14 protein-coding genes and 3 pseudogenes are annotated in these 22,758 nt (G+C 33.3%); 12 read left to right on the top strand and 5 right to left on the bottom strand.

Going from position 1 to position 22,758, the window contains the following annotated elements; all coding sequences use genetic code 11:
* Nucleotides 1–208: 208 nt before the first annotated feature.
* Nucleotides 209–643, top strand: coding sequence for a preprotein translocase subunit YajC (gene yajC / locus GOY07_RS03135; protein WP_175838140.1), 435 nt, complete (start codon nt 209–211; stop codon nt 641–643).
* 23 nt (nt 644–666) lie between these two features.
* Nucleotides 667–2,487, top strand: a complete 1,821-nt coding sequence (gene glmS, locus GOY07_RS03130; RefSeq protein ID WP_175838138.1) for a glutamine--fructose-6-phosphate transaminase (isomerizing) — start codon at nt 667–669, stop codon at nt 2,485–2,487.
* Nucleotides 2,488–3,131: 644 nt separating this feature from the next.
* On the opposite strand, the gene GOY07_RS03125 is transcribed toward glmS, so the two are convergent.
* Both GOY07_RS03125 and GOY07_RS03120 read right to left on the bottom strand, forming a co-directional pair.
* On the bottom strand, nt 3,132–4,076 hold the full coding sequence (locus GOY07_RS03125; RefSeq protein ID WP_175838137.1) for an FKBP-type peptidyl-prolyl cis-trans isomerase: 945 nt from the start codon (nt 4,074–4,076) through the stop codon (nt 3,132–3,134).
* Nucleotides 4,069–4,986: a polyprenyl synthetase family protein gene (locus GOY07_RS03120; protein ID WP_175838540.1), complete on the bottom strand. Its 918-nt coding sequence runs from the start codon at nt 4,984–4,986 to the stop codon at nt 4,069–4,071. Before GOY07_RS03120 ends, GOY07_RS03125 begins: the two co-directional genes overlap by 8 nt.
* 151 nt (nt 4,987–5,137) lie before the next feature.
* Here GOY07_RS03120 and acpP point away from each other — a divergent pair, with 151 nt between their 5' ends.
* From acpP to GOY07_RS03095, 5 genes and pseudogenes are all read left to right on the top strand, one after another.
* Nucleotides 5,138–5,413, top strand: coding sequence for an acyl carrier protein (acpP, locus tag GOY07_RS03115; RefSeq protein WP_175838135.1), 276 nt, complete (start codon nt 5,138–5,140; stop codon nt 5,411–5,413).
* Complete coding sequence (fabF, locus tag GOY07_RS03110; protein ID WP_175838133.1) at nt 5,410–6,678, top strand: beta-ketoacyl-ACP synthase II; 1,269 nt, start codon at nt 5,410–5,412, stop codon at nt 6,676–6,678. The genes acpP and fabF overlap by 4 nt, the downstream gene beginning before the upstream one ends.
* A gap of 96 nt (nt 6,679–6,774) precedes the next feature.
* Nucleotides 6,775–8,052 (top strand): UDP-N-acetylglucosamine 1-carboxyvinyltransferase, encoded by a 1,278-nt coding sequence (gene murA / locus GOY07_RS03105; RefSeq protein ID WP_175838131.1) that lies wholly within the window; start codon nt 6,775–6,777, stop codon nt 8,050–8,052.
* 9 nt (nt 8,053–8,061) lie between these two features.
* Complete coding sequence (gene thyX / locus GOY07_RS03100; protein ID WP_175838129.1) at nt 8,062–8,919, top strand: FAD-dependent thymidylate synthase; 858 nt, start codon at nt 8,062–8,064, stop codon at nt 8,917–8,919.
* A gap of 154 nt (nt 8,920–9,073) precedes the next feature.
* Nucleotides 9,074–9,257 (top strand): annotated as a pseudogene (locus GOY07_RS03095) (IS630-like element ISWpi10 family transposase); the annotation flags it as partial.
* A 360-nt stretch (nt 9,258–9,617) separates the two neighbouring features.
* Here GOY07_RS03095 and obgE read toward each other — a convergent pair.
* Nucleotides 9,618–10,604, bottom strand: a pseudogene (obgE, locus tag GOY07_RS04695) (GTPase ObgE).
* A 43-nt stretch (nt 10,605–10,647) separates the two neighbouring features.
* Nucleotides 10,648–11,874: pseudogene (gene eno, locus GOY07_RS03085) on the bottom strand (phosphopyruvate hydratase).
* Nucleotides 11,875–12,479: 605 nt separating this feature from the next.
* Here eno and GOY07_RS04420 point away from each other — a divergent pair.
* Nucleotides 12,480–12,956: a hypothetical protein gene (locus GOY07_RS04420; RefSeq protein ID WP_246224382.1), complete on the top strand. Its 477-nt coding sequence runs from the start codon at nt 12,480–12,482 to the stop codon at nt 12,954–12,956.
* 457 nt (nt 12,957–13,413) lie between these two features.
* The gene (locus GOY07_RS03075; RefSeq protein WP_175838125.1) at nt 13,414–14,100 is read left to right on the top strand and encodes a septal ring lytic transglycosylase RlpA family protein; all 687 of its coding nucleotides are present in this window, start codon (nt 13,414–13,416) and stop codon (nt 14,098–14,100) included.
* Nucleotides 14,101–15,711: 1,611 nt separating this feature from the next.
* Here GOY07_RS03075 and GOY07_RS03070 read toward each other — a convergent pair.
* Nucleotides 15,712–17,247 carry a lysine--tRNA ligase gene (locus tag GOY07_RS03070; RefSeq protein WP_175838124.1) on the bottom strand — a complete coding sequence of 512 codons (1,536 nt, stop codon included), beginning with the start codon at nt 17,245–17,247 and terminating at the stop codon, nt 15,712–15,714.
* A 103-nt stretch (nt 17,248–17,350) separates the two neighbouring features.
* On the opposite strand from GOY07_RS03070, the gene GOY07_RS03065 reads away from it, so the two are divergent.
* From GOY07_RS03065 to GOY07_RS03055, 3 genes are read left to right on the top strand one after another with little or no spacing between them, the layout of a single operon-like run.
* Nucleotides 17,351–17,647: a type IV secretion system protein VirB3 gene (locus tag GOY07_RS03065; RefSeq protein WP_175838538.1), complete on the top strand. Its 297-nt coding sequence runs from the start codon at nt 17,351–17,353 to the stop codon at nt 17,645–17,647.
* 9 nt (nt 17,648–17,656) lie between these two features.
* Complete coding sequence (locus GOY07_RS03060; RefSeq protein WP_175838122.1) at nt 17,657–20,062, top strand: VirB4 family type IV secretion/conjugal transfer ATPase; 2,406 nt, start codon at nt 17,657–17,659, stop codon at nt 20,060–20,062.
* The gene (locus GOY07_RS03055) at nt 20,055–22,712 is read left to right on the top strand and encodes a TrbL/VirB6 family protein (protein ID WP_175838120.1); all 2,658 of its coding nucleotides are present in this window, start codon (nt 20,055–20,057) and stop codon (nt 22,710–22,712) included. The genes GOY07_RS03060 and GOY07_RS03055 overlap by 8 nt, the downstream gene beginning before the upstream one ends.
* Nucleotides 22,713–22,758: the final 46 nt, after the last annotated feature.

The following is a 22,758-nucleotide window of genomic DNA, read 5'->3' as shown; positions in this document are numbered from 1 at the left end:
TTCTGTGAGATTCTTTTTTGTATTTTATCAAAGTAATGGTTATTTTTTACACTAGAATATCTACTGTATAAATGGCAGGAGGATAATCACTAACTTGTGACCTTTTGTAGAAAGCATTGTTTTCTTTCACCAAACTTGACATGAAATGGTATTGTAATTAATACTTAAGCAATTCATTTAAGTTTATCGTTACCAATTAGGGTTAAGTATGTTCATTTCTGAAGTTTTTGCGGCAAGTGCAGCTAGCAATGTATCAAGCATTGGTGTGCCTTTTGTTAATTTTATTCCGTTGATTTTAATATGTATAGTATTTTATTTCTTTATCATTCGTCCAAATCACAAGAAACTGAAAGAACATAGAAAGATGATAGATCAAATAAAGCGTGGCGATATAGTTGTTACCTCTGGTGGGATAATGGGTGAAGTTAACAAAATTGATGAGCCAAATGCACAACTTATAATAGAAATAGCCCCAAAAGTTGAGATAAAGGTTTTAAAGACTGCTATATCTGAGGTTTTAAACAAAGAGGTGCAAACCAAATTAATTGAAAAAGGTAAGACAGAGAAGGACGACAAAAGGAGCCAAAATCAATCAGAGAAAAGTAAAAAGGGGAAAGATAGTAAAAGCAAGAATGCTTCATAGCTCTAAAAAAGGTTTACTTGGTTGTGTGTGGAATATTTGGCGTAGTAAGCGATGGTGATTCAGTAATACCAACTTTGTTGGCTGGGTTACGAAAATTGGAATATAGAGGATATGACTCTTCAGGTATAGCAATCATAAACAATGAAGGTAAAATAGAAGTCCAAAAATCAGAAGGCAAAGTTGAAAGATTATGTGAAATTGTCGGTAACAGTAGGATGTCTAGCAGTGTAGTTGGCATAGCGCATACTCGCTGGGCTACACATGGAGTCCCTGATCTTAAAAATGCTCATCCCATTCATACAAATAACGTTGTTGTTGCTCATAACGGTATAATCGAGAATTATAATCTGCTAAAAAAGGGTCTAGAAAAAAGAGGAATACCGTTTCATACTGATACAGACACAGAGGTCATACCAAACATGCTAACCTTATATCTTAATGAAGGATTGTCACCTATTAATTCTCTACTTAAGTGTTTGAACAACTTACACGGTTCATTTGCTTTAGTCCTATTATTTGCAGAATGTCCAGATGTTCTATTTGTCGCGAAAAGGAATTTACCTTTAGCGATAGGCTATAATTGTAACACTATATTTGCTGCATCTGATTCTAATACGTTAAATACACTGGTGAAAAGAATATCTTACCTGGAGGATAATGACGTTGCAGTGATAAAATCTAGCGGAGTGGATATATATAATAACGGTGCACAAGTGAAACGCAGCATAGAAAATAATAATTCAAGTAATTTTTTAATCAGCAAAAATGGTTACTCTAGCTTCATGTTAAAAGAGATTTTTGAGCAGCCATATATATTAAACAAAACAATAAATCAATTTTATAAAAAGTATACAGAGGTGATATCTGCTAACAAAAAATTATTTTCCGAACTAAGTTATATTACTATAGTTGGATGCGGGTCATCTTACTTTGTTGGGCTAATAGCAAAATATTGGTTAGAAAGTGTTGCTCAAGTGCGTGTATACCTAGAAATCTCATCAGAATTTAGGTATAGCAATGCAAGACTAGAAGAAGGAAGCATTGGGTTATTCATCTCACAATCTGGTGAAACCGCGGATACCATGGAAGCATTACGCTATGCGAAATCGCAGAAACAAACAATCATTAGCATAACTAACACATTTAACAGCAGCATTGAAAAAATCTCAGATATTGTGTTACACACTCTTGCTGGACCAGAAATTGGTGTTGCTTCAACAAAAACCTTTTCTGCGCAACTTGCTATTTTAGCATGCTTTACCTTAGAGCTTGCAAAAATAAAAGATACAGTGGGTGAAAAAAGAACAAAACAGCTGAGTGATGCTATCAATTCTATTCCAGAATATGTTGAATGCGTTTTGAATGCAATAAAAGTACAACACATATCAGATAGTATATTGGAGCACAATAGCATTATTTTAATTGGTAGGGGAAGCTCATATGGAGTTGCAATGGAAGGTGCATTGAAGATAAAAGAACTTTCATACATTAATACTATTGGTATTGCAGCAGGAGAGATGAAGCATGGTTCAATTGCCTTAATAGATTCATCTGTACTTATTATAGCAATTATTCCATATGACGATTTATTTTTTAAAACATTATCCAATATACAAGAAGTCATTGCAAGAAAAGGTAAAGTGATTGCCTTTAGTGATAAGCAAGGAGTGCCCTTCTTAAGGGAGATTTGTAAAGATGTGATTCAACTTCCGGACGTCGATAATTTTATTTCTCCAATAGTTTATAGTGTTGCTATGCAATTCCTTGCTTATTCTGTTGCAGTAAAAAAAGGGCTAGATGCTGATTGTCCAAGGAACTTGGCTAAATCTGTTACAGTTGAGTAATCCACTCTTAATTATTATGCTAGTGCTTCAACAAATAACTACACGAACATTATGATTTAAAAACAGAGAACCAGGGCTAAAAAACCGTTTGGCAAATCTTGCCGATCCACCATATCATAAAATATAGATGTTATAAGCCTAAAATTTATCTTTAATCTTTACTTTAAGTGGCAAAAGTACAATATTAAGCTAGCCTTGTTGAGTTTAATTTTTTTATATATTCCACTTCTTTATAAATTTTTATCTACATTAGCTGAACCTCGCTTATTAAGCAGTGTAAAAAACCTAGCGCAAATTTTTGAGGAAATAGTGAACACTTACATTGCAGAGTTCTTTTTACCTTTTTTCAAAGTTATTTTAAAATCTAACTAATATTATTTTTTGACAAGAAAATTACTTGATAAACTTTTGCATTCCTTTTAAATCAAGACATTATTGATATTTCTAATCACAATAGGTGTTAGAATAATAAGAAAAGGGCTATTTAGGTGATAGCTGCCAGGTAGCAAGATGTTTGTACAGCTATATATCAGGTACTGAAATAACAAAAAAGAGTAACTGACATAATACCGCCACCTGATAGACTTAAATCATAACATTTGTATAGCTGTATTAGTAAATTCGAAATTTTGTTATATCCTTAACTATTCTTCAACAGTAGAATGATGTGCTGCTATTTCTTGTTTGACATTTAAGCTTAAGTTAATTATTGAAACACTCTCTTTGTCAAAATCTATATCTTCGACTAGCATATCATCAGTAACGTTCAAAAGTTCTGGCGGAGAAATAATAGTCCTATTATTACCCTCTTTCATTCCTATGACTCCAAGGTCCATGGCAAGTGGTACTTTTTTATCGCCAACTTTAAATTGTATTGTTTGATCTTTGATCATATATTTACCATCATATCTCATTAAGCTATATTTAACTGATATCCTGTCACCACACTTTACCTGCTTTCCAGTCTTGTTAATTAATTCGTTAAAAATCATCATACTATTTGCTGAGTCAGGATATTTATCTTTTATTTCGATTAGTTTAATATAATAAGAATTAAAATTCATTTTATTCTTATCGGCAATATTGTTTATTGTAATTACACGCTCTCCACCTTCTTTCATACCTATTACTCCTAAACCTACCTCTCTTTGGTTATTATCTCGACCTATTGTCAAAGTAACATCAGAAACTTGTTTTGAAAGTGATAGTGGTGTTGCTAAATTATTAGATATTTTATACATTTGTAATACGATTTCCTGACCACAAAAAGCTTTGCTACCACTACCTTCTATGATTTCATAAAAATTTATTGAGTTTTCTTCTGTTTTTTGTTGTATTGTTTCTTTCAAATATTCTGTCAGCCCATGCTTTTTAATATAGCGATCAAGTGCGGATTCAAGTATTGGCTTCACTAGATAATATGCTATCGTTTGTACCCAACTACTATGTACAGCATTTATCTCATAAAGCTTGTCCTTTTTCTCTTGGTTACCTTTATTTATACAAACGACAATAAGTACAAAGGCAGAAGTTAAAGTAACAATTATCACTATAGAAATAATTAATTGTAGTATAACTTTTCTAGCCATCTTTTTTTACTTGATTCAATAAATTATGTAAATAATTAGTATCTCCTGAAAGATTACCCAGATTATCTAGAGCTTGTTTAAAGAGATTGTTTATATAGTTTTTTATTTCACCTTTACTAAGCACAGACATCAAATTATTCGTTTCGTCTTGTTTGTAATCTTTAATATCATCCTTAGCTTGAAAGATAAGCCCTAGATTTACTCCATAATTACACAACGCTCTACGTTGCTTATCTGTAGCATTTCCTATTATAGCGCCTATTTCACATGAAGCCGCAAATAGTTTTGCGGTTTTCATTAAATGAATTCCTTTTATTTTACTATCTGGAGTCACCTCAGTGTATGGCTCAGGAGTTATGCTCTTATTATATAGCTGTCTGATATGTTCATTTACAATTAAGTTTTCTTGATTTAGGTGGTCAGGGTGCTGAATGACATGGGGCACTGTCTTAATATCTAAAACTTGTCCTCCTATCATTCCCTTGGCTCCTATCGCCTGAGAGAGCACTTTTATAATTTCACAGCGCTTATCGCTATCCTCATTTAACGAAGATAATATTTCAAAAGCTAAAGTAAGGAGTGCATCTCCTGCAAGCACTGCTGTTGCTTCATCAAATCTTTTATGACAGCTTAACTTGCCTCTGCGAGTATCGCTATTGTCCATACATGGCAAGTCATCATGAATAAGAGAGTAGGTATGAACACATTCAACTGCTACAGCAATTGATATTACCCTTTCAGCTTCAACATTGAATACTCGTGATGAAGCTACGACTAAAAATGGACGTATGTGCTTTGCAGGAGCAAAAAGTGCATAACGTACAGCTGATATAAGCTTATTTTGACTATTTTTAGGTAAAAACTTATTTATTTCTGTAATAAATAAATTTTCTGTTGTTTTGTCTAGCATCTTTGAATTTGTTAATTGCTCAGCATATGACGTTAAAGGATACCTCAGCTGAAGTAGTAGGAAACTGTTCATAGCTTATCAATCATACAAAGGTATTGCAAATATAAAAATTTTCTATAATATCAAAGGATAGGTTTTTTTTTGGTAAAAAATGAATAGTGAACTAGCAAAGAGTACTAGAGAAGACATAGAAGAGAAGGTAAAAAAGATTGTGTTAGAGCATATTAGTAAGGATGTGGAGAAATTTAATAATTTCTCAAAGCTTTCAGAGCATGGTGCGGATAGTTTAGATGCAGTTGAAATAATTATGGCAATAGAAGAAGAATTTGGAATAGAAATACCTGATGAAGATGCACAAAAAATGGAAACTATGGAACAAATAGTTGAGTTTATTAATAACAAAAAAACAATAATTGATATTAAATGAGCAGAAGAGTAGTAGTTACTGGTATTGGTTTAATTACTCCACTGGCAGCAGATGTTGAAAATACTTGGCTTAAGTTAATAAATAGCAAGTCTGGTATAAGAAAAATTAGTAGATTCGATGTTTCTGACCTTACCTGCAAAATTGCAGGACAAGTTCTCCTACAACATGATAGCGTTGAGCATTATTTTAACCCATTGAATTATATATCTGAGAGAGACCTAAAAAGGACAGATCTCTTTGTTCATTACGGTGTTGCGGCTGCTATTCTGGCAGTAGAAGATTCACTAATTTTGGAAAATCAAAGCACTAATCGAGAACGTGTTGGTGTAGTTATTGGCTCTGGCATAGGTGGTCTTCCATCAATTCAGGAAAATGTAATTGTTATGCAGGAAAAGGGGCCAAGACGCGTTAGTCCATTTTTTGTTCCTGCAAGCTTAATAAATTTGGTATCTGGACATATTTCTATCAAATATGGATTCACAGGTCCAAATGATTCCGCGGTAACTGCATGTGCAACTGGTGCACACGCAATTATAAATTCAGCAAGAGTTATAAAACTTGGTGAAGCAGACGTGATAATTGCAGGTGGATCAGAAAGTGCATTATGCAGAGTTGGCATTGCAGGTTTTGCATCTATGAAGGCATTATCAACTAAATTTAATGATAACCCTGAAGAAGCTTCAAGGCCATGGGATGAAGGACGTGATGGATTTGTTATGGGCGAAGGAGCTGGTATATTAGTGCTAGAAGAATATGAGCATGCAAAAAAAAGAGGTGCGAGAATATATGCAGAACTTACTGGATACGGATTAACAGGAGATGCATATCATATCACCGCACCACACTCAAAAGGAAGAGGTGCATTAAAAGCAATGCAACTTGCCTTAAAAAGTGCACAAATCAACCCAAATCAAATTGGGTATATCAATGCACATGGAACTTCAACACCTCTTGGAGATAAAATTGAAGTAATAGCAATAAAACAATTATTTGATGACTATGCCTATAAAATACCAGTTTCTTCAACTAAATCTTCTGTAGGACATTTACTTGGTGCTGCAGGGAGTGTTGAAGCAATATTTAGCATTCTTGCGTTGAACAATGGAATTGTTCCTCCAACCTTAAATTTGCATAAACCTTCAGATGGGTGTGATTTGAATTTTGTACCGCTTGAAGCTCAAGAGCATAAAATTCAATATGTGCTTTCTAATTCGTTTGGGTTTGGTGGCACTAATGCATCACTTGTTTTTGGAAAGTGTAATTAATTTCATGTTTCATAAAGCATAGGTTATTTTACTATTGTATGATTTGTTTTTTGCTGTAGATTTACTATATTATTCAGTAAGATCTAGTTTTGTTGAATGCATAAAATATTAGTAAGGAGTAACCATAAACCCTTAATTGGACAAATTAAGATTAATGGTTCAAAGAATGCTATTTTGCCAATAATGGCAGCAAGTCTCTTGAGTAGTTCTTCAGTGATTCTACATAATGTGCCTGACCTCATTGATGTACATTTAATGTCTGAATTGCTTAAAAGTCTTGGAGCAAAAGTAAGTTTTATGTACAACGGAGATCATAAAGCAAATCATACTTTGGAAACTGATTGCAGTAACATCATCAATCACGTAATGCAATATAAAATTGCAAGTAAACTAAGGACTTCTTTTCTAATGTTGGGGCCAATGCTTAGTAGATTTGGCAAAGTGAAAACGGCATTTCCTGGTGGATGCAATATTGGGAAGCGTCCAGTTGATATGCATATTAAAGCGTTAAAAGAAATGGGAGCTAAGGTTGAAATTGATGGCTGTAATATAATTGCAACAGTGAAAAGAAAGCTACAAGGGAGAGAAATCACATTTGAGAAAATAAGCGTAGGCGCAACAGAAAATATAATAATGGCAGCAACACTTGCAGAAGGAGTAACAACAATAAATAACGCTGCAACTGAGCCAGAAGTTCTTGACTTAATAGTGTTTCTAAAGAAAATGGGAGCTAATATTGAAATTAATAATACGAAAGTTATAATAGCGGGAGTGAAAAGATTAAACGGATGTGTCCACAAAATAATATCAGATAGAATAGAAGCAGGTACGTATGCATTAGCTGCTATCATAACTAATGGTAAGCTGGTGTTAAAAGGAGTCAATTTATCTGACGTCAGATCTATTGCAAATGAGTTGAAAGCTATAGGGGCTATGGTTGAATTATATGATGAAGGTATTATCATTTCCAGAAAAAATGGTTCTATTAAATCTATTAATGTTGCAACAGGTCCATACCCTAATTTCCCCAGTGATATGCAACCACAACTAATGTCCACAATGTGCATTGCTGATGGGGTATCAATAATTGAAGAAAACATTTTTGAAAATAGATTTTTACATGTAAATGAGTTGAGAAAGTTAGGTGCTAATATTAGCATTAAAAAAAATAAAGCTACTATGAATGGAGTACAAAGCTTATCTGGAGCTAATCTATATGCTACTGACTTAAGATCAACTGCAGCTTTAGTGCTTGCGTCTTTAGTAGCTAGTGGAGAAACCATAATAAGTAATCCACATCATTTATGGAGAGGATATGAAGCAATGCACGAAAAACTCAATTCATGCGGGGCTGATATCTCCATTTTATCTTAAGGGTATCTTATGAATGAAGAACGTTATTCGACCAAGAGAATCACGGTAAAAGAAATAGATGATATTTTATATGAGGAACATAGGGTACTAGATCATGGATTTATTCGCGTAGTGGATTATATGGGCTCTGATAGTGCCATAGTGCAAGCTGCTCGTGTTTCTTATGGCAAAGGAACAAAACAAATAAATCAAGATGAGTCGCTTATAAAGTATTTAATGAGGCATCATCATACAACTCCATTTGAAATGTGTGAAATTAAGTTTCACGTGAAACTTCCAATTTTTGTTGCAAGACAATGGATAAGGCACAGGACTGCAAACGTAAATGAATATTCTGCTAGGTATTCAATACTTGATCATGAGTTTTATATACCAAAACCAGAACAAATTGCAAAACAATCTGATAATAATAAACAAGGTAGTGGTGAAACTTTTGATTTGGATGTTTCAAAGGAAATAGTAGATTCTCTAACAAATGACTCTAATTTAGTGTATTCTCATTATGGTAAATTTATTGAACAAGGACTTGCAAGAGAAATTGCTAGAACTAACTTAACACTTAATTATTACACGCAATTTTATTGGAAGATAGACCTACATAACCTTCTTCATTTTTTGAAGCTTAGAGCTGATAAGCATGCCCAATATGAAATTAGAGTTTATACAGAAGTTATGTTGGATATAGTAAAGAAGTGGGTGCCACTGGCGCATAGCGCCTTTATTGAATACTGTTTAGAATCAACCTGCATTTCGAGAACTGGCCTTGGAATAATTTGCAAATTAATTAAAGGAGAAAATGTTACCAGAGAAGAAAGTAATATTAGTAAAAGAGAATGGGACGAGTTGATGTTTTTACTTGATAAATAACCTGAAAGATAAAGGTATGTACACTAATTTTTCTCTGCCAGTTTTAATTCTTGTCCTCTAGATCACATCTTATACCAATTACCATTGTAAAGGAACAGATGGACAATAATGGAATAAGGAGTCATGCTAAAGTAAATAAAATGGCGAAGTCTAAATGGCATTGAAATCAAAATTATTGGATGAAAAAGTTGTGGAATTAGAAAAAGAAGTACTGAAGGAAGTGCAAAATAGTGTGTGTTGCAAAAAACTAAGTGCTGTAATTGCGCAAAAAAGCATAACAAGTCTTAGTAAAAGTAAGTTATATTTCAAGAACAGCACTAACTGCATGTATAAAACACTAAAACTTAAAGGATAAGTAAAATTGTTCACTCTTTCTCGATATCATAAAAAAACTAGATTGAATCAGAGTCAATTTGAATAAGTTAAAATATAGGTACAAAAAAATATAATATTACATACAATTGTTATACTTGAGAGTGCTTTGTGCAATTTATTACTTCTCTTTCTCACTCCGCAATTAAACAACTTTGCAATGTTACTTATTTAGCCTACATGAGAATTGGTATAGCTAAACTTATACGTCATATGCCTATGTTCTAGTTATATGATAAAATAAATAAAAATATCAATTATTTAGATGAAATTCATTTCTTTAAAAGAAAATATACCTTAATTTTTTTAGGGCTGTTATCCCCTTTTCAATTTTTTACATTTAGTAATCTTAGAATGAGCTGTGAATCTTCATTAATTGATAAGCAGAGCATCTCTTTCATTAAGATAATTGACTAGGTGATTCTTTTTTTAAAAGAATTGCTGCTTCCCTCAACAAGTCGCATTTGTTTAACACTATAATTTCTTCTTTTTTAACAAGATTACTGTTGTAAAGTTCTAGCGCATTGCGCGTACAATTATAAGCTGAAATGATATTAATCGTGAATTATATCAATCAAATGCAATAAAATTTTGCACCTTATCTACGTATTTTTAAAATTTATGCACAAGTTCACCTCCAAGGTGAGTATCAGTAATTATTCCAGGAGTATCTACTATTATAATTTCGCTATTATCCGCTTTTGTTACTCCTAAATGAGGCTTGGTGGTGGTAAACGGATAGTTTCTTACTTTTTGTATCTGCATTTGAACAGCGAGTTAAAAATTTAGATTTACCTGCATTTAGCATACTAATAATACCAACATCAGATGAAACTTTGAGCTTTAATACTATACACATTTTTCTTCACCAGACTGACCATAAGTAAAACGCTTTGGGTACCCTATTAATAGAAGACTTAAAATTAGCATTTTCCCTAAAGTCCACCTTTTCCACCTTGCGCTATTAAAAACTTCATATCAGACTTATAAAAAGCTGCTATTATTTCCTCACTTTCTCCCCATCGATCATTTGTGTGCAAACTGGCACTTTAAGCACAGCATTTTCCCCTGCTATGCTAAATCTATCTCTACTCGCACCACTTTTTCCATTACCTGCTTTAATATTTTTCCTATAGCGAAAATTAAGCAAAGTGTGAGATTTGCATTATTAACAAAAATTGTGTTTCCGCTCTTTTCTCCATTACCACTATCTGGACTACCAAGTTCAACAAATTTTTTTCGACGAAAACTCACATAACCATCGCACCATCACCCGCTTTTAAATATAATTTAATCTCGTCTATAAAGTTCATGCTTTAACCCGCAATAATATTTGGCATTTCTTCCTAATGCACCCTATATTCTCGTTAGCTCATTATACTTTGCAAAAGCCTATCTCAGAACATGATGAAGAACCAGTTTTTATTTGCCTGCAATTCGATGCAATTGCTATATGAGATATTATTATGTCTTTTATTTCACCTGAGCAGTGAGAAATAACAGCTTTATAGCCACTTGATCTTGTCATTTTAATAGCAGCAAAAGTTTTTGTTAACGTTCCTATTTGATTGGATTTGGTTAATACAGCGTTTGCCATTTTTTCCTCTATTCCTTTGCGTATTAACTCACAATTTGTAACGAATAAATCATCTCTGATCAATTGAACTTTATTTCCCAACCTTGCAATAAGCAACTTCCAACTTTCATAATCGTCTTCACTCATCGCATCTTCCATGGAAACTATTGGATATTTTCTTATAAGGTTTTAATAGTACTTAACCAGTTTCTCTGAAGGAGGCTCCTTATTTGCAAACTTGTAAATTTTATTTTTATAAAAAGCAGATGAAGCAATATCAAGCTACAGTGCAAAATGACTCTGTGTTGAATAATTGGCAGATTTCATAGCTTGTATAATTAAGTCAGATGCTTCCTCGGTACTTTCAATGTTAGGTGAAAACCACCTTCATCTCCTATACTTGTGCTATAACCTTTCTTTCTAAGAGAATCACGTAAATTATATACCTCTGCAGGCGTTCTGATCGTTTCACTAAAAGCCTCAGCTCCAATAGGGAGAATCATATAAATTCTTGAAAGTCTAGTTTATTATCTGCATGAACTCTACCATTAATTATGTTAATCAGCGGAAACGGCATGATACTTGCTTGCTCTCCCTCTCCCAAATATTTGTTAACGGCATTTTGAAACTGTTTACCGCGCTTTTGCAGGTGCAAAAGACACTCCTAAAGTTGCATTTGCTCCGAGCTTAGACTTATTTCTTGTTCCATCTAATTCGATGAACGTTTCATCAATTGAACTTTGGTCTGCTGCATCCATTTCAATAATCGCATCTGCTATCGCTTTATTGACTGCCTGAACAGGCTTTAGCCACTCCCTTACCACAATACCTTTTTTCATTCTGATACATTAATTCCAAAGTTTCTAATTTGCCGATTGAAGCTCAAGAAGGTACAGATGTCCTTACCTATGCTCCATCATAGAGCTCAATTTCTACCTCAACAATGGGCAACCACTGCTATCTAAAATTCCTCTTATAAATATATTATTAATTATTCTTTTTATCATATTAAACCTCCACTTCTGACATAAACATTAAAGTTTCTCTGTTAGTCTAGCTGCGTTATTACCAGCAATAGATAGTACAATATTACCTGAATTTATTGAATCACTGATAAAATTTGAAATGGGCAAAGCATTATCCATAATCTTTACGTTATTAAACCCATTGCCAATTAAAGCTTCTTATATATCATCAATCTTACAACCAGGAATAGGTTCCTTTTCTAAAGGATGAGAATAAGAACAAGAATTATATAGTCAAACATCATGAAAATTCATATAAATTCATAAGAAAATTATGAACAAGGGCAAAATGAAGCAGCTCGATAATGCCTATTATCTCCCCTTTTAGAGATTGAACTTGCTGTTGTTAAAGTTGCTTGTATTTCACTGAATGATGAGCATAATCTTCAATTAACTTAATGTCTTTAATATCGGTAACTAAAAAAATCTTCTCGCAACTCCTTTAGATCTTAAAGGCCTTTTTTAATATTCAAATAGTTGATTCACGGCTTTATTGCAAACTGATATCGTCAGTTTGACGTTACTAGCCTTATTTATTTCTATTGCGTTTAATAGTACTATATTTTTTATAATTCTGAATCTCACTGATGTCATTTGAGCAGGAGATAAAGGAGAGATTGCTACCATTCCAGTGCAGATACTGGGATCACATGATTTCTGTCTATACTATAATTATAATCAACACATCAAATTATATACTGTTATTATATTGCCTGATGTTACTTGCTTTTGCATGGTGTACGCCAATTTTTTTTCTGGATCTTAATGTTATACACTGGATTGACAAAGATGAATTGGATGATAAAGGGATAAGCATCATCAACTTTAAATATTGCGTAACTACTTTTGCTATCGCTAATTCTTACAGAATTAGGCAAAATTGCAAAATCTGCACTATTTATAAATTGAGAAAATGCATTTTTGATATTATCAAATGTTCCGTAATGGTCTATGTAGGCATTATTAATGCTTGTATAACAGCAATATTTGCAGGGCTTTTTAGCATAGTTTCATCATCTTCAATTAAAAAAATGTTACTTTTGCCAAATCTTGAGTTATTTTGATACGAATTTAATATCCCTCCCACAATTACAGTTGCATTAGTACCAGCATGATCAAAAGTAGAAGCAATTATGGCAATTGTTGTCTTTCCACTTAAACCTGAATCGCTATCACATACTTATCTTTCATAATCTCAGCAAGTATTTCTGATTTATGCAAAATAGCCTTATTGTTATTCCTTGCTACGATTAACTTCACATTATCAGATTTGATGGCAGAAAGATATGTAACTGTAACCTACTACATTGTTGCTTGACTGTGCATCACTATCTTGAATTGTGTAATTGGAATTATAGGAAATTTCAGAGATTGCGCTTATTTCAATTTTACCTATACCAATTATATGTATTATTCCTTTCTAGACACCATTCATATTTAGCAGTAGATTTTTACTTATTACTAAATTTATTATAGTATAATTTAAAATCCTCATGGTATCGAGCCCTTTCACTAAATGCAATGATAAAAAAAATAACCCTTCTATGTCTAACATTTGTTTTGATGAGTAGTTGCAATTTTTGCAACAGGTGTAATGATACTGCAGGTCATTATAAAATTGGTAATAGTTATACGATAAATGGTATAACTTATCATCCCAAACACTGTAACCATTATGAAGAAATAGGAGTAGCATCGTGGTATGGAATAGAAGATCATGGCACACTTACAGCGAATGGTGAAATATTTAACCGTCATTTAATTTCTGCAGCGCATAAGACTTTGCCTCTACCATGCTTTGTTCTTGTTACTAACTTAGAAAATGGAAGAAAACTTGTTGTAAGAGTTAATGACAGAGGGCCATTTGTTAAAGGTAGGATAATAGACTTGTCGGAAAAGGCAGCAAAAGTTTTAGGTATTCATAAGGCTGGGCTTGCAAAAGTAAAAGTGCAATATTTAAGAAAAATATCAGAGCAATTAATACAAAAAACTCCTCATTATAGAAAGCAGCGTGAAAAAGAAATAGAGAAACTTCACCCAAAACAAGACAATGTGGAAAGTAAGGGATATATTGCATTTTTTGAAAATGCTCAAGCTGCTAAATCAGCTGCATCAAAGCTTCGTAATCAAGGAATAAAAAACATTAGATTGTTTTTTAAAGACAACCAATATTGCGTGAAAGTGAGTGTAGTGAAGGTTGGATTATAAAATTTGGCAGTGATGGATTGAAAAGTTTGATTAATAATACCAATTACCACTGTATTAAGAATACGGGTAGATAATAATGGAAAAGAAGCCATACTGAAGTAAGTAAAATGGCAAGGTTTAAGTGACATTAAAATCAAATTTATTGGATGAAAAAATCTTGAAATCAGCAAAAGAAATGCTCAAGTAAATGTAAAATAATGCATATGTTGTAAAAAAAATTAAATACTGTAATTGTAGCAAAGAAATACTGTATAACAGCCGTGGCAAAAATATGTTTCATTTCAAGAACAGCACTAACTGTATAGATAAAGTACCTAGGATTTGGAAGAGAAATTGTGCTCCATCTCCTCAACATCGTAGAGAGACTAGGTTAGATCAGAGTCAATTTGAATAAGTTGAAAGTATGGATACAAGAAACCTTAATATTACCATTGAAGAAATGGGAATAGGAATGACAGGAAAAATTTTGCTCGAGTGTTAACAAGTCTACATTATGCTTTAATGTACAAAAATGAAATTTCTTTATATTATGCTAAGATCAATTCATAATGAACAAGATAAAGCAGACAAGAAGAGTTAAAAAAAACTTAATGGGATATTGATGGGTATTCTGAGCAAGAGTTGTCATTCTTTAATGAATTGCAGTTTTTGGTACATATTAAGAAGTTAGATACGGGTGGTTTAAAAAGGTATTGGAACACAGGTTAAAGTAAAATTAGGTAGGTGAAGTTTTTATCTATGAAGTGTACTTAATTCTAGAAAAGTAGAGAGTTCTAGCTTAGAGATACTGAATGTTAATACTGATTATATGAATATATTTCTTAAAAAAATGTTACAATATTTAAAACACGAAAAGCCTTATTTATCATGAATTGTACTAATTAGTATAAGTTAAAAAATTTAAAGGTACCTAAAAATATCGAGGTTATATACCTACCACATATTCACCTGAGCCCAATTCTATTGAGAAGCTTTAATTATATATAAAATAGAGATTTTGCGCAATAAAATCTATAATACAATTATTATACTTAAAAGTGCTTTGTACAAGTTTATTACCTCTCTTTATTTACTATTAATTAAACAACTCTGTAATATCACTTATTAATATATTAACAGTGAGAATTAATACATGTTTTTAAACCTTTACGATCAGTTTGTAAATCTCTTGTCTCTGTAAACGTTTACAAAAAATTTATTAGGCGGAAAAAAGGCAAAAGAAGCCCTGGTTAATGTCTCTTTAGAGGCTTATCAAGTATTTTTCATAAAAAAATAAGATTAGTTAATTTTTAGCTAATTTTTTAAAGAAAAGATAAAGGGGATCTGCGATTGGGTTATTTACTGTTCTCTCGAAAGCTTGGTGTTTGGTTCCATTTTACATTCTTAATAAGCATGATTCAGCTAATGTAGATAAAAATTTATTAAAGAAATGAAGCACCTATATAAGAAAAGTTAAACATAACACGCCTAATACTGTGCTTTTTTACTTAAAATAAAGATTAAAGATAAATTTTTAGACCTAAAATTCCACTTTCTCATGGCAAGATGGATAATAAGGTTTATTTAAGTAGTTTTTTATACTTAATCAAGAGCTAGAATGAATAAAGAACTCTAAAGTGTACGTCCAATAGCATTGTCTATAAGAGAAATTGTATTATTTACTCCGTAAAGTTTGATAAAAGACCCCATTCTCGGGCCGGTTTTTTGGCCAAGCAGCGTTTCGTACAGCAACTGGAACCAATCGCGTAAATTGTTATAATTGTGTTTTTTTCCGATAGAAAAAATCTGAGATTGAATTTCTTCAGCAATGGCCGTAATAGGTAAGGAATGCAAGATATTTCTTAGATCTAGTAACGCTTCTTTCTCTTTTTCATTTGGAGCTTTATACGCTTTTGTTGGCTTAACAAAGTCGTGATAATATCTGACTGCAAAATCTGAAAGCCTGTCGAGCATCTTGTTATTTTCTGGTGTAATGTTCGGTATATAAGTGGATATAAAACCCCAAAGAATCTCTTTGTTTTCAGCGTTACAGGCTGCTACTAAGTTTAAGAGCAATGAGAAATTTATACCTGAAGTTTCCACGTTTGGAACTTTGCTATGGTGAATATGCCAAGCAGGATTATTTATATCTTTCTCTTTACCCTCATTGTAACGCTTAACAAACTCTAAATATTCATCAGTTGATTTTGGTATTACATCAAAGTATAGACGTTTAGCTTTTTTAGGACTCTGAAAAATATATAACGCTAAACTTTCTGTCGGTGCGTAAGTTAACCATTTCTCAAGTGAAATGCCATTTCCTTTTGATTTTGATATTTTCTTTCCTTCTTTATCAAGAAAAAATTCGTAGCAAAACAGAAGTGGTGGCTTTTCTCCAAGAATTTCACATATTTGACTTGAAAGTACAGCAGATGGAGTCAAATCTTTGCCATGAGCTTCGTAATTGACTCTAAATGCGGCCCACCTCATTCCCCAATCCGGTTTCCATTGCAATTTACACCTTCCTTTCGTCACAGGAATTTCTATTTTTTCTCCATTTTGGTCCTTGTATATGATAGTTCCTTTATTTGTATTCCTTTCAATTACTGAAACCTGTAAAACTTGAGAAGTTTTCGGACATATAGGCAAGAATGGACTATATGTCTCCTGCCTTTCTACTCGAAACGATGGAAGCATTATATCCATCACTTTATCATAATTTTTCAGCAAGAGCAAAAGTTTTTCATCGTAAATGCCAGACTTATAACACTCTGTAGCACTTCTAAATTCGTATTCGAACTCGAATAAATCAAGAAATTTACACAACAGCGAATTCATATGATGGCCGTAACTTTCATGAATGCTAAATGGGTCTGGTATCATAGTCAACGGCTTATTTAAATGTTCTCTTAGCATTTCCTGATTTGGTACATTATCTGGTATTTTTCGTAAACCATCCATATCATCGGAAACTGCAATGATTTTAATTTTTATTTCAGGAGCTATTTTCTTTAGTGCATTTGCAACAACTGTAGTACGAAAAACTTCTCCAAAAGTACCAATGTGTGGCAAGCCAGAAGGCCCATAGCCAGTTTCAAATATTATCTCTTTTTTATCAGGAAATTCTTGCAATACCTTTTCTGCTTCATGAAATGGCCAGCTCATCATTGATGATTAAATTAATTATCTTACCTAAAATGTCGCTCATTTCAATGGATTTTTAATTAATGATGTAGTATTAGTGTTAGAGCTATTAATGAGAAAGGTACATATGTCCACAGGCAGCATACAAACAGATCAGTTATTTAAAGGTCTTACACGACCTGCAATGCTTTTTGGTGTAAGTTATATGTTTGCAATACTAAACGTCCTAATTTGCATGCTAATTTTTATTAATTCAAACGATCTTAGAGTAATTCTTTTGATGTTACCAGGAATACATGGACTTGGTTATATAGCTTCTACAAAAGAACCGTTGTTTATTGAATTATTTATGGTAAAATTAGGAAAATGCTCAAAATGTTTGAATCGTTTTCACCATGGAGCCAATTCTTACGACATTACTTAATGTTATGCGATGCTGAGATTCAGAGCTATCCAATCAAGGAATAAGTCTATTCTAAGCAGGGAAGTTCACGCTGCTGAGTTTATTCCTTATTCTTGTTATTGGAATAGCACGACCTTGATAACTAAGCAAGATTGGTTAGTTAAGTTCATCAAATTGAGTGGCTTTGCATTTGAAACAGCTGATGATGAAGATCTAGTAATACAAAACAATATCAGGAATCAGATGCTAAGAAGTATTTCATCTCCAGCATTTGGTTTATATTTTCATACTATCAGGCGTAAGAAAAATATTTTTTCTGATGAATTTGCAGGTCAAAATTTTCCAAACTTTTTTGCCAATTATGTAAATTTAAAATGGAGAGAAAAATGTGCAACAAGGCAGTCATTTATCAATGATCTATACATTACAATTATTCGTAGAGCAGACACAAAAGGAGTAGAATTTTTATCATATTTACTAAAAAAATTTGGACATGTAACTTCAAAACATGCTTGGGAAGGCAATATGCGTGCTACCTATGAAGATTTAGAAGAGACGACAAACCGTATAATGACAAACCTTAGAAATTATTCGCCCAAAATTCTTGGGGTAAAAGAAACCCCAAACGGTCTATTCTGTGAAATAATGGAATTCTTATCTAGGATCGTGAATTGTGGCTTCATTACAAATGCACTCCTTCCGCTAAAAACTGAAATATCAAGATACTTACCGGTACATAGATTATTTTTTGGCCGTAAGATGATACAGGTTGTAACTCATAATGAGAGTAAATACGCTGGAATAGTTAGTATCAAAGAATATGGAAATAGTACTTGTGCAGGAATGCTTGATCACTTTTTACAACTTCCTTATGAATTTATTATTACGCAGTCTTTCCAGTTTACAAATAAACAAATGGCAATTGCCAAAATGCAGATACAGCAAAATCGGATGATACAATCTGCAGACAAAGCCATTTCTCAAATCGCAGAAATTTCTCATGCACTTGATGATGCAATGAGTGGTAGAATTGTGTTTGGTGAACATCACTTAACCATCTTATGTATAGAAAAAAGCCCTAAGTCATTGGATAATGCTTTATCATTTGTAGAGTCTGAGCTTTCTAATTGTGGTGTTTACCCTATTCGTGAAAGAGTTAATCTTGAACCAGCATTTTGGGCACAAATTCCTGGTAATTTTGATTACATAGTAAGGAAAGGTACAATAAGCAGTCTTAATTTAGCTGGTTTTGTATCCCAACATAATTATCCTACCGGTAATAAATTTAATAACCACTGGGGAGATGCCGTAACAGTCTTTGACACAACATCTGGCACTCCATTTTTCTTCAATTTTCATATAAGGGACGTTGGACATACTATGATAATCGGTCCAACTGGTACTGGTAAAACTGTTTTAATGAATTTTCTATGTGCCCAGGCAATGAAATTTTCTCCAAGAATGTTTTTTTTTGATAAAGACCGCGGTGCGGAAATTTTCCTAAGAGCACTTGGTGGTATGTATACTCTGATAGAACCAAGAACTAAGACGAATTTTAATCCTCTGCAGCTTGATGATACTCCTAACAATAGAACATTCTTAATGGAATGGGTAAAGTCTTTAATTTCAGTGTATAATGATAAATTTACTTCGGAGGATATTGCGCGAATTAATGATGCAATTGAGGGAAATTTTAAATTAAGAAAAGAAGACAGGTTCTTAAGAAATCTAGTACCATTTTTAGGGCTGGCAGGTCCTGATACTCTAGCTGGAGCAATATCTATGTGGCATGGTAACGGTTCTCATGCTGCAATATTTGACAACAAAGAAGATTTGCTAGATTTTTCAAAAGCAAGGGTATTTGGTTTTGAAATGGCTAGCTTGCTCAAAGATCCTGTTGCTCTTGGACCGGTCTTGGTTTATTTGTTTCACAGGATTAGTATATCTCTTGATGGCACTCCATCTATTATCGTTCTTGATGAAGCATGGGCATTAATAGATAATCCAGTTTTTGCACCAAAGGTAAAGGATTGGTTAAAAGTACTGAGAAAATTAAATGCTTTTGTGATTTTTGCTACTCAGAGCGTTGAAGATGCAAGTAAAAGTGCTATTAGTGATACGCTTGTACAGCAAACAGCAACACAGATTTTTTTGCCAAATCTAAAGGCTACTAGTGTCTACCGGGATGTTTTTATGTTGACTGAACGTGAGTATATACTAATCAAACATACAGATCCGAGTACTAGGTTTTTTTTGGTAAAACAAGGAGTTAATGCCGTAGTAGCTAGAATAGACCTAAAAGGTTTAGATGATATAGTCAACGTGTTATCTGGACGTGCAGAGAGCGTCATACTATTACATGATATATTAAAAAAAGTCGGAGATGATCCGAAAGTATGGTTGCCTATATTTTATCAAAAGGTAAAAAATGTTTAAGATTAAACTGTTATTGCTATTAATTGCAATATTTTTACTGAATATGGATTTTTTGCTCTCGTGTCCAGCATTAGCAGACGAAATAAATAGTACTGGCAAGACAGAATTTGTTAGCAGATTTAATTCTGCTGGCAATTTTAGTCGTGCCTCTAATCCTGACTGTGGAGCTTTTAAAACAGCTGCAGCCATTGCAGGAATAGCAATTGCCATTGGTACAATATGGACTGGCATTGTTTTGATCCTCTCTCCCGCTGGCTTATTTACTGCTCTTGTTATTGTTGGAATGATAGCTGCAATTGTTGGGGTTTGGAAAGCAATAGGAGGACTTGTTGTTTGTGAACATAGTTTTGTTAGACATCCAGTTGCACGTGATTACGATGGAGGATATAGAGATTTTGCACTATTAGATGGAGGATATGCGGATTGTACTAATAAGAATTATCAGAAAGAGGACGAATATTTTTCTTGTTTGCAAAATAAAGCTCGAGAAAACATAAACAAAAAGGACTACGATGGAAAAAGAGCAGAAAAAGAAGCTTTGAACTCCAATATTCAGAACAATGTAAGAAGTTATTATTGGCCAAAGAATAGTGTGCAGTACAGTGAATATATAGAAGTATGTCATCGCAACCCTTTAACATTTAGTAATCTTTTTAAAAAGGAAAATTTCGATCACAGAGGGGAAGATGGATATATAAACTTTGATGTCAGAGAAAAAGATACTGGATATGTAAATGGGTCATGGTCTCCGAAAATTGATGGCGACCTAGAATGTAAAATTCTTAAAGCTGGACAGAGCAAAACTATATATGGGTCAACATTTAAAGCGCTAAGAAAGATGGGTAAGTTGTGTGTAGAGTTGGCTAGTATTAATATGCTTGGTATCTTAATGACTCCTTGGCCGCAAGGGGTTAATGTGGGATGTACAGAATTGCCACCTGATCTACTTGCTCCTATGTGTGATGAATCTAAGATGAAATTTAAAAGCAAGGATGGTGTAATTGTCACAGACTCAGATCCTATTAAGGCTCTTCTTAAAGAGAATGAGAGTAAAGATTACAAAACTCTAATAAAAGAAAGGGAAGAAAAAAGGGAAATTTTTATAGGTTATGATAATAAAGGCTGTTTTAGCTCATATGTCTCTGAAGCTTGCTATAATCAGGACGGAAGTAAATCATTGGCTCCTATTCCTATAACTTCTATGATAGTGCAATGCATTAAGGAATCATTGGATAATTTAATTGCAGGTAAAGGTGCACCAAATGGTGAAAGCTTTATATCTATAGCACAGAAAAGGCTGAAGAACACCATTACTGCTGTTTTGGTTCTAGCTTTAATATTGTTCTCTATAAAAGCTATGTCTGGTGGGGTTCGTAGCCCTCAGGAAATGTACATGTTAATCATTAAATTTGCTTTAGTGATTTACTTCACAACAGGCAATACCATGTCTCATTATTATGGAGAATTAACAAAACTTTCAAATGGTTTATCGGAGATAGTATTAAAAGCATCGTCTGAAAGTAAAGGTATATGTAATTATGAAGCGAAAGATTACAAAAGTGATACAACAAATTACAGTTATCTTGCACCTTGGGATAGGCTTGACTGTAGAATTTTATTTTATCTAGGTGCCCCTTTGGATGGAATTGCTGGCAAAATTGGTACTGGAGGTGTAGGAATATTGGCTGTTTTGCTAGGCGCTGCTCCTGCTTTGTTAATTGCAAGTTCAATAATAGGTATTATTTGTGCTGGTGGACAGATCTTAGTAGCCCTTGTTGCTATATTTATGGCTGTTATGATGATGATGGTTATTTTATGGCTGTGCTATGTGTTTATCTTATCCCTCATTGCTTTGAGCATAATCATTACTTTATCACCCCTATTTATCCCTATGGTTTTGTTCCAATATACTAAAGGATACTTTGATGGGTGGCTAAGAGAATTGATTACCTATAGCCTATATCCAGTTATGCTTTTTGCGTTTTTGTCCTTTATGTTCATAGCATGTGATAAAATCTATTTTAAAGGTTTACATTTTGAAAAAGAAGAAAAGATCAAAATATTAGGCAAAGAGAAACAGTGGTTTAAATTGCAAAGTGGTGAATGTGATAAAAATGAAAATACTCTTGCATGCATGATGCAAAATTACAAATGGGAGAAGAGCAGCATACTTGGTCTATTTGATTTTACATATGTGGAGTTTAGTAATTCTCTCATCGGAGAATTGTTTAAATTAGCTCTAATACTATTCCTATTTTATCATTTCTTGAGCATTCTTCCTGATATGGCTGCAGAACTTTCTGGTAATCATAGAGCGGCACTCAGTTCTGGTACTACACATGGGAAAATGATGTCTAAAGCTTTCTCTGCAGCTAAAGCTATTGCTGGAGCTGTTGGTAAGGCTCACTCTGGAGATGTTGCTGGAGCTGCTAAAGAAGCTCAGAAGGCAAGGGATGATTCAAGAGCTCTTGCATCTGAAGATGCTGATGATAAAGATGGACGATCCTCCTCTGCTATTGTTGCTTCTGAAGCAGCTGCTACTGGAGAAGATATTAAAGGTACTGCTGACGCTGTACAAAGTGCTGCTAGTGGAGCTGATAACTCTACTGAAAATGGTAATCTTAAAGGTATTAGTGGCACTAGAAGTTAAAGATGGGTAAAAGATGCTTAAATATTTAAGTGACTAAAACTTGATA

This window comes from Wolbachia endosymbiont of Litomosoides sigmodontis (genome assembly GCF_013365435.1).
In the GTDB taxonomy this organism is placed as follows: domain Bacteria; phylum Pseudomonadota; class Alphaproteobacteria; order Rickettsiales; family Anaplasmataceae; genus Wolbachia.
Note: the sequence above shows the minus strand (reverse complement) of the source record. Positions and strands in the feature narration are given on the sequence as shown.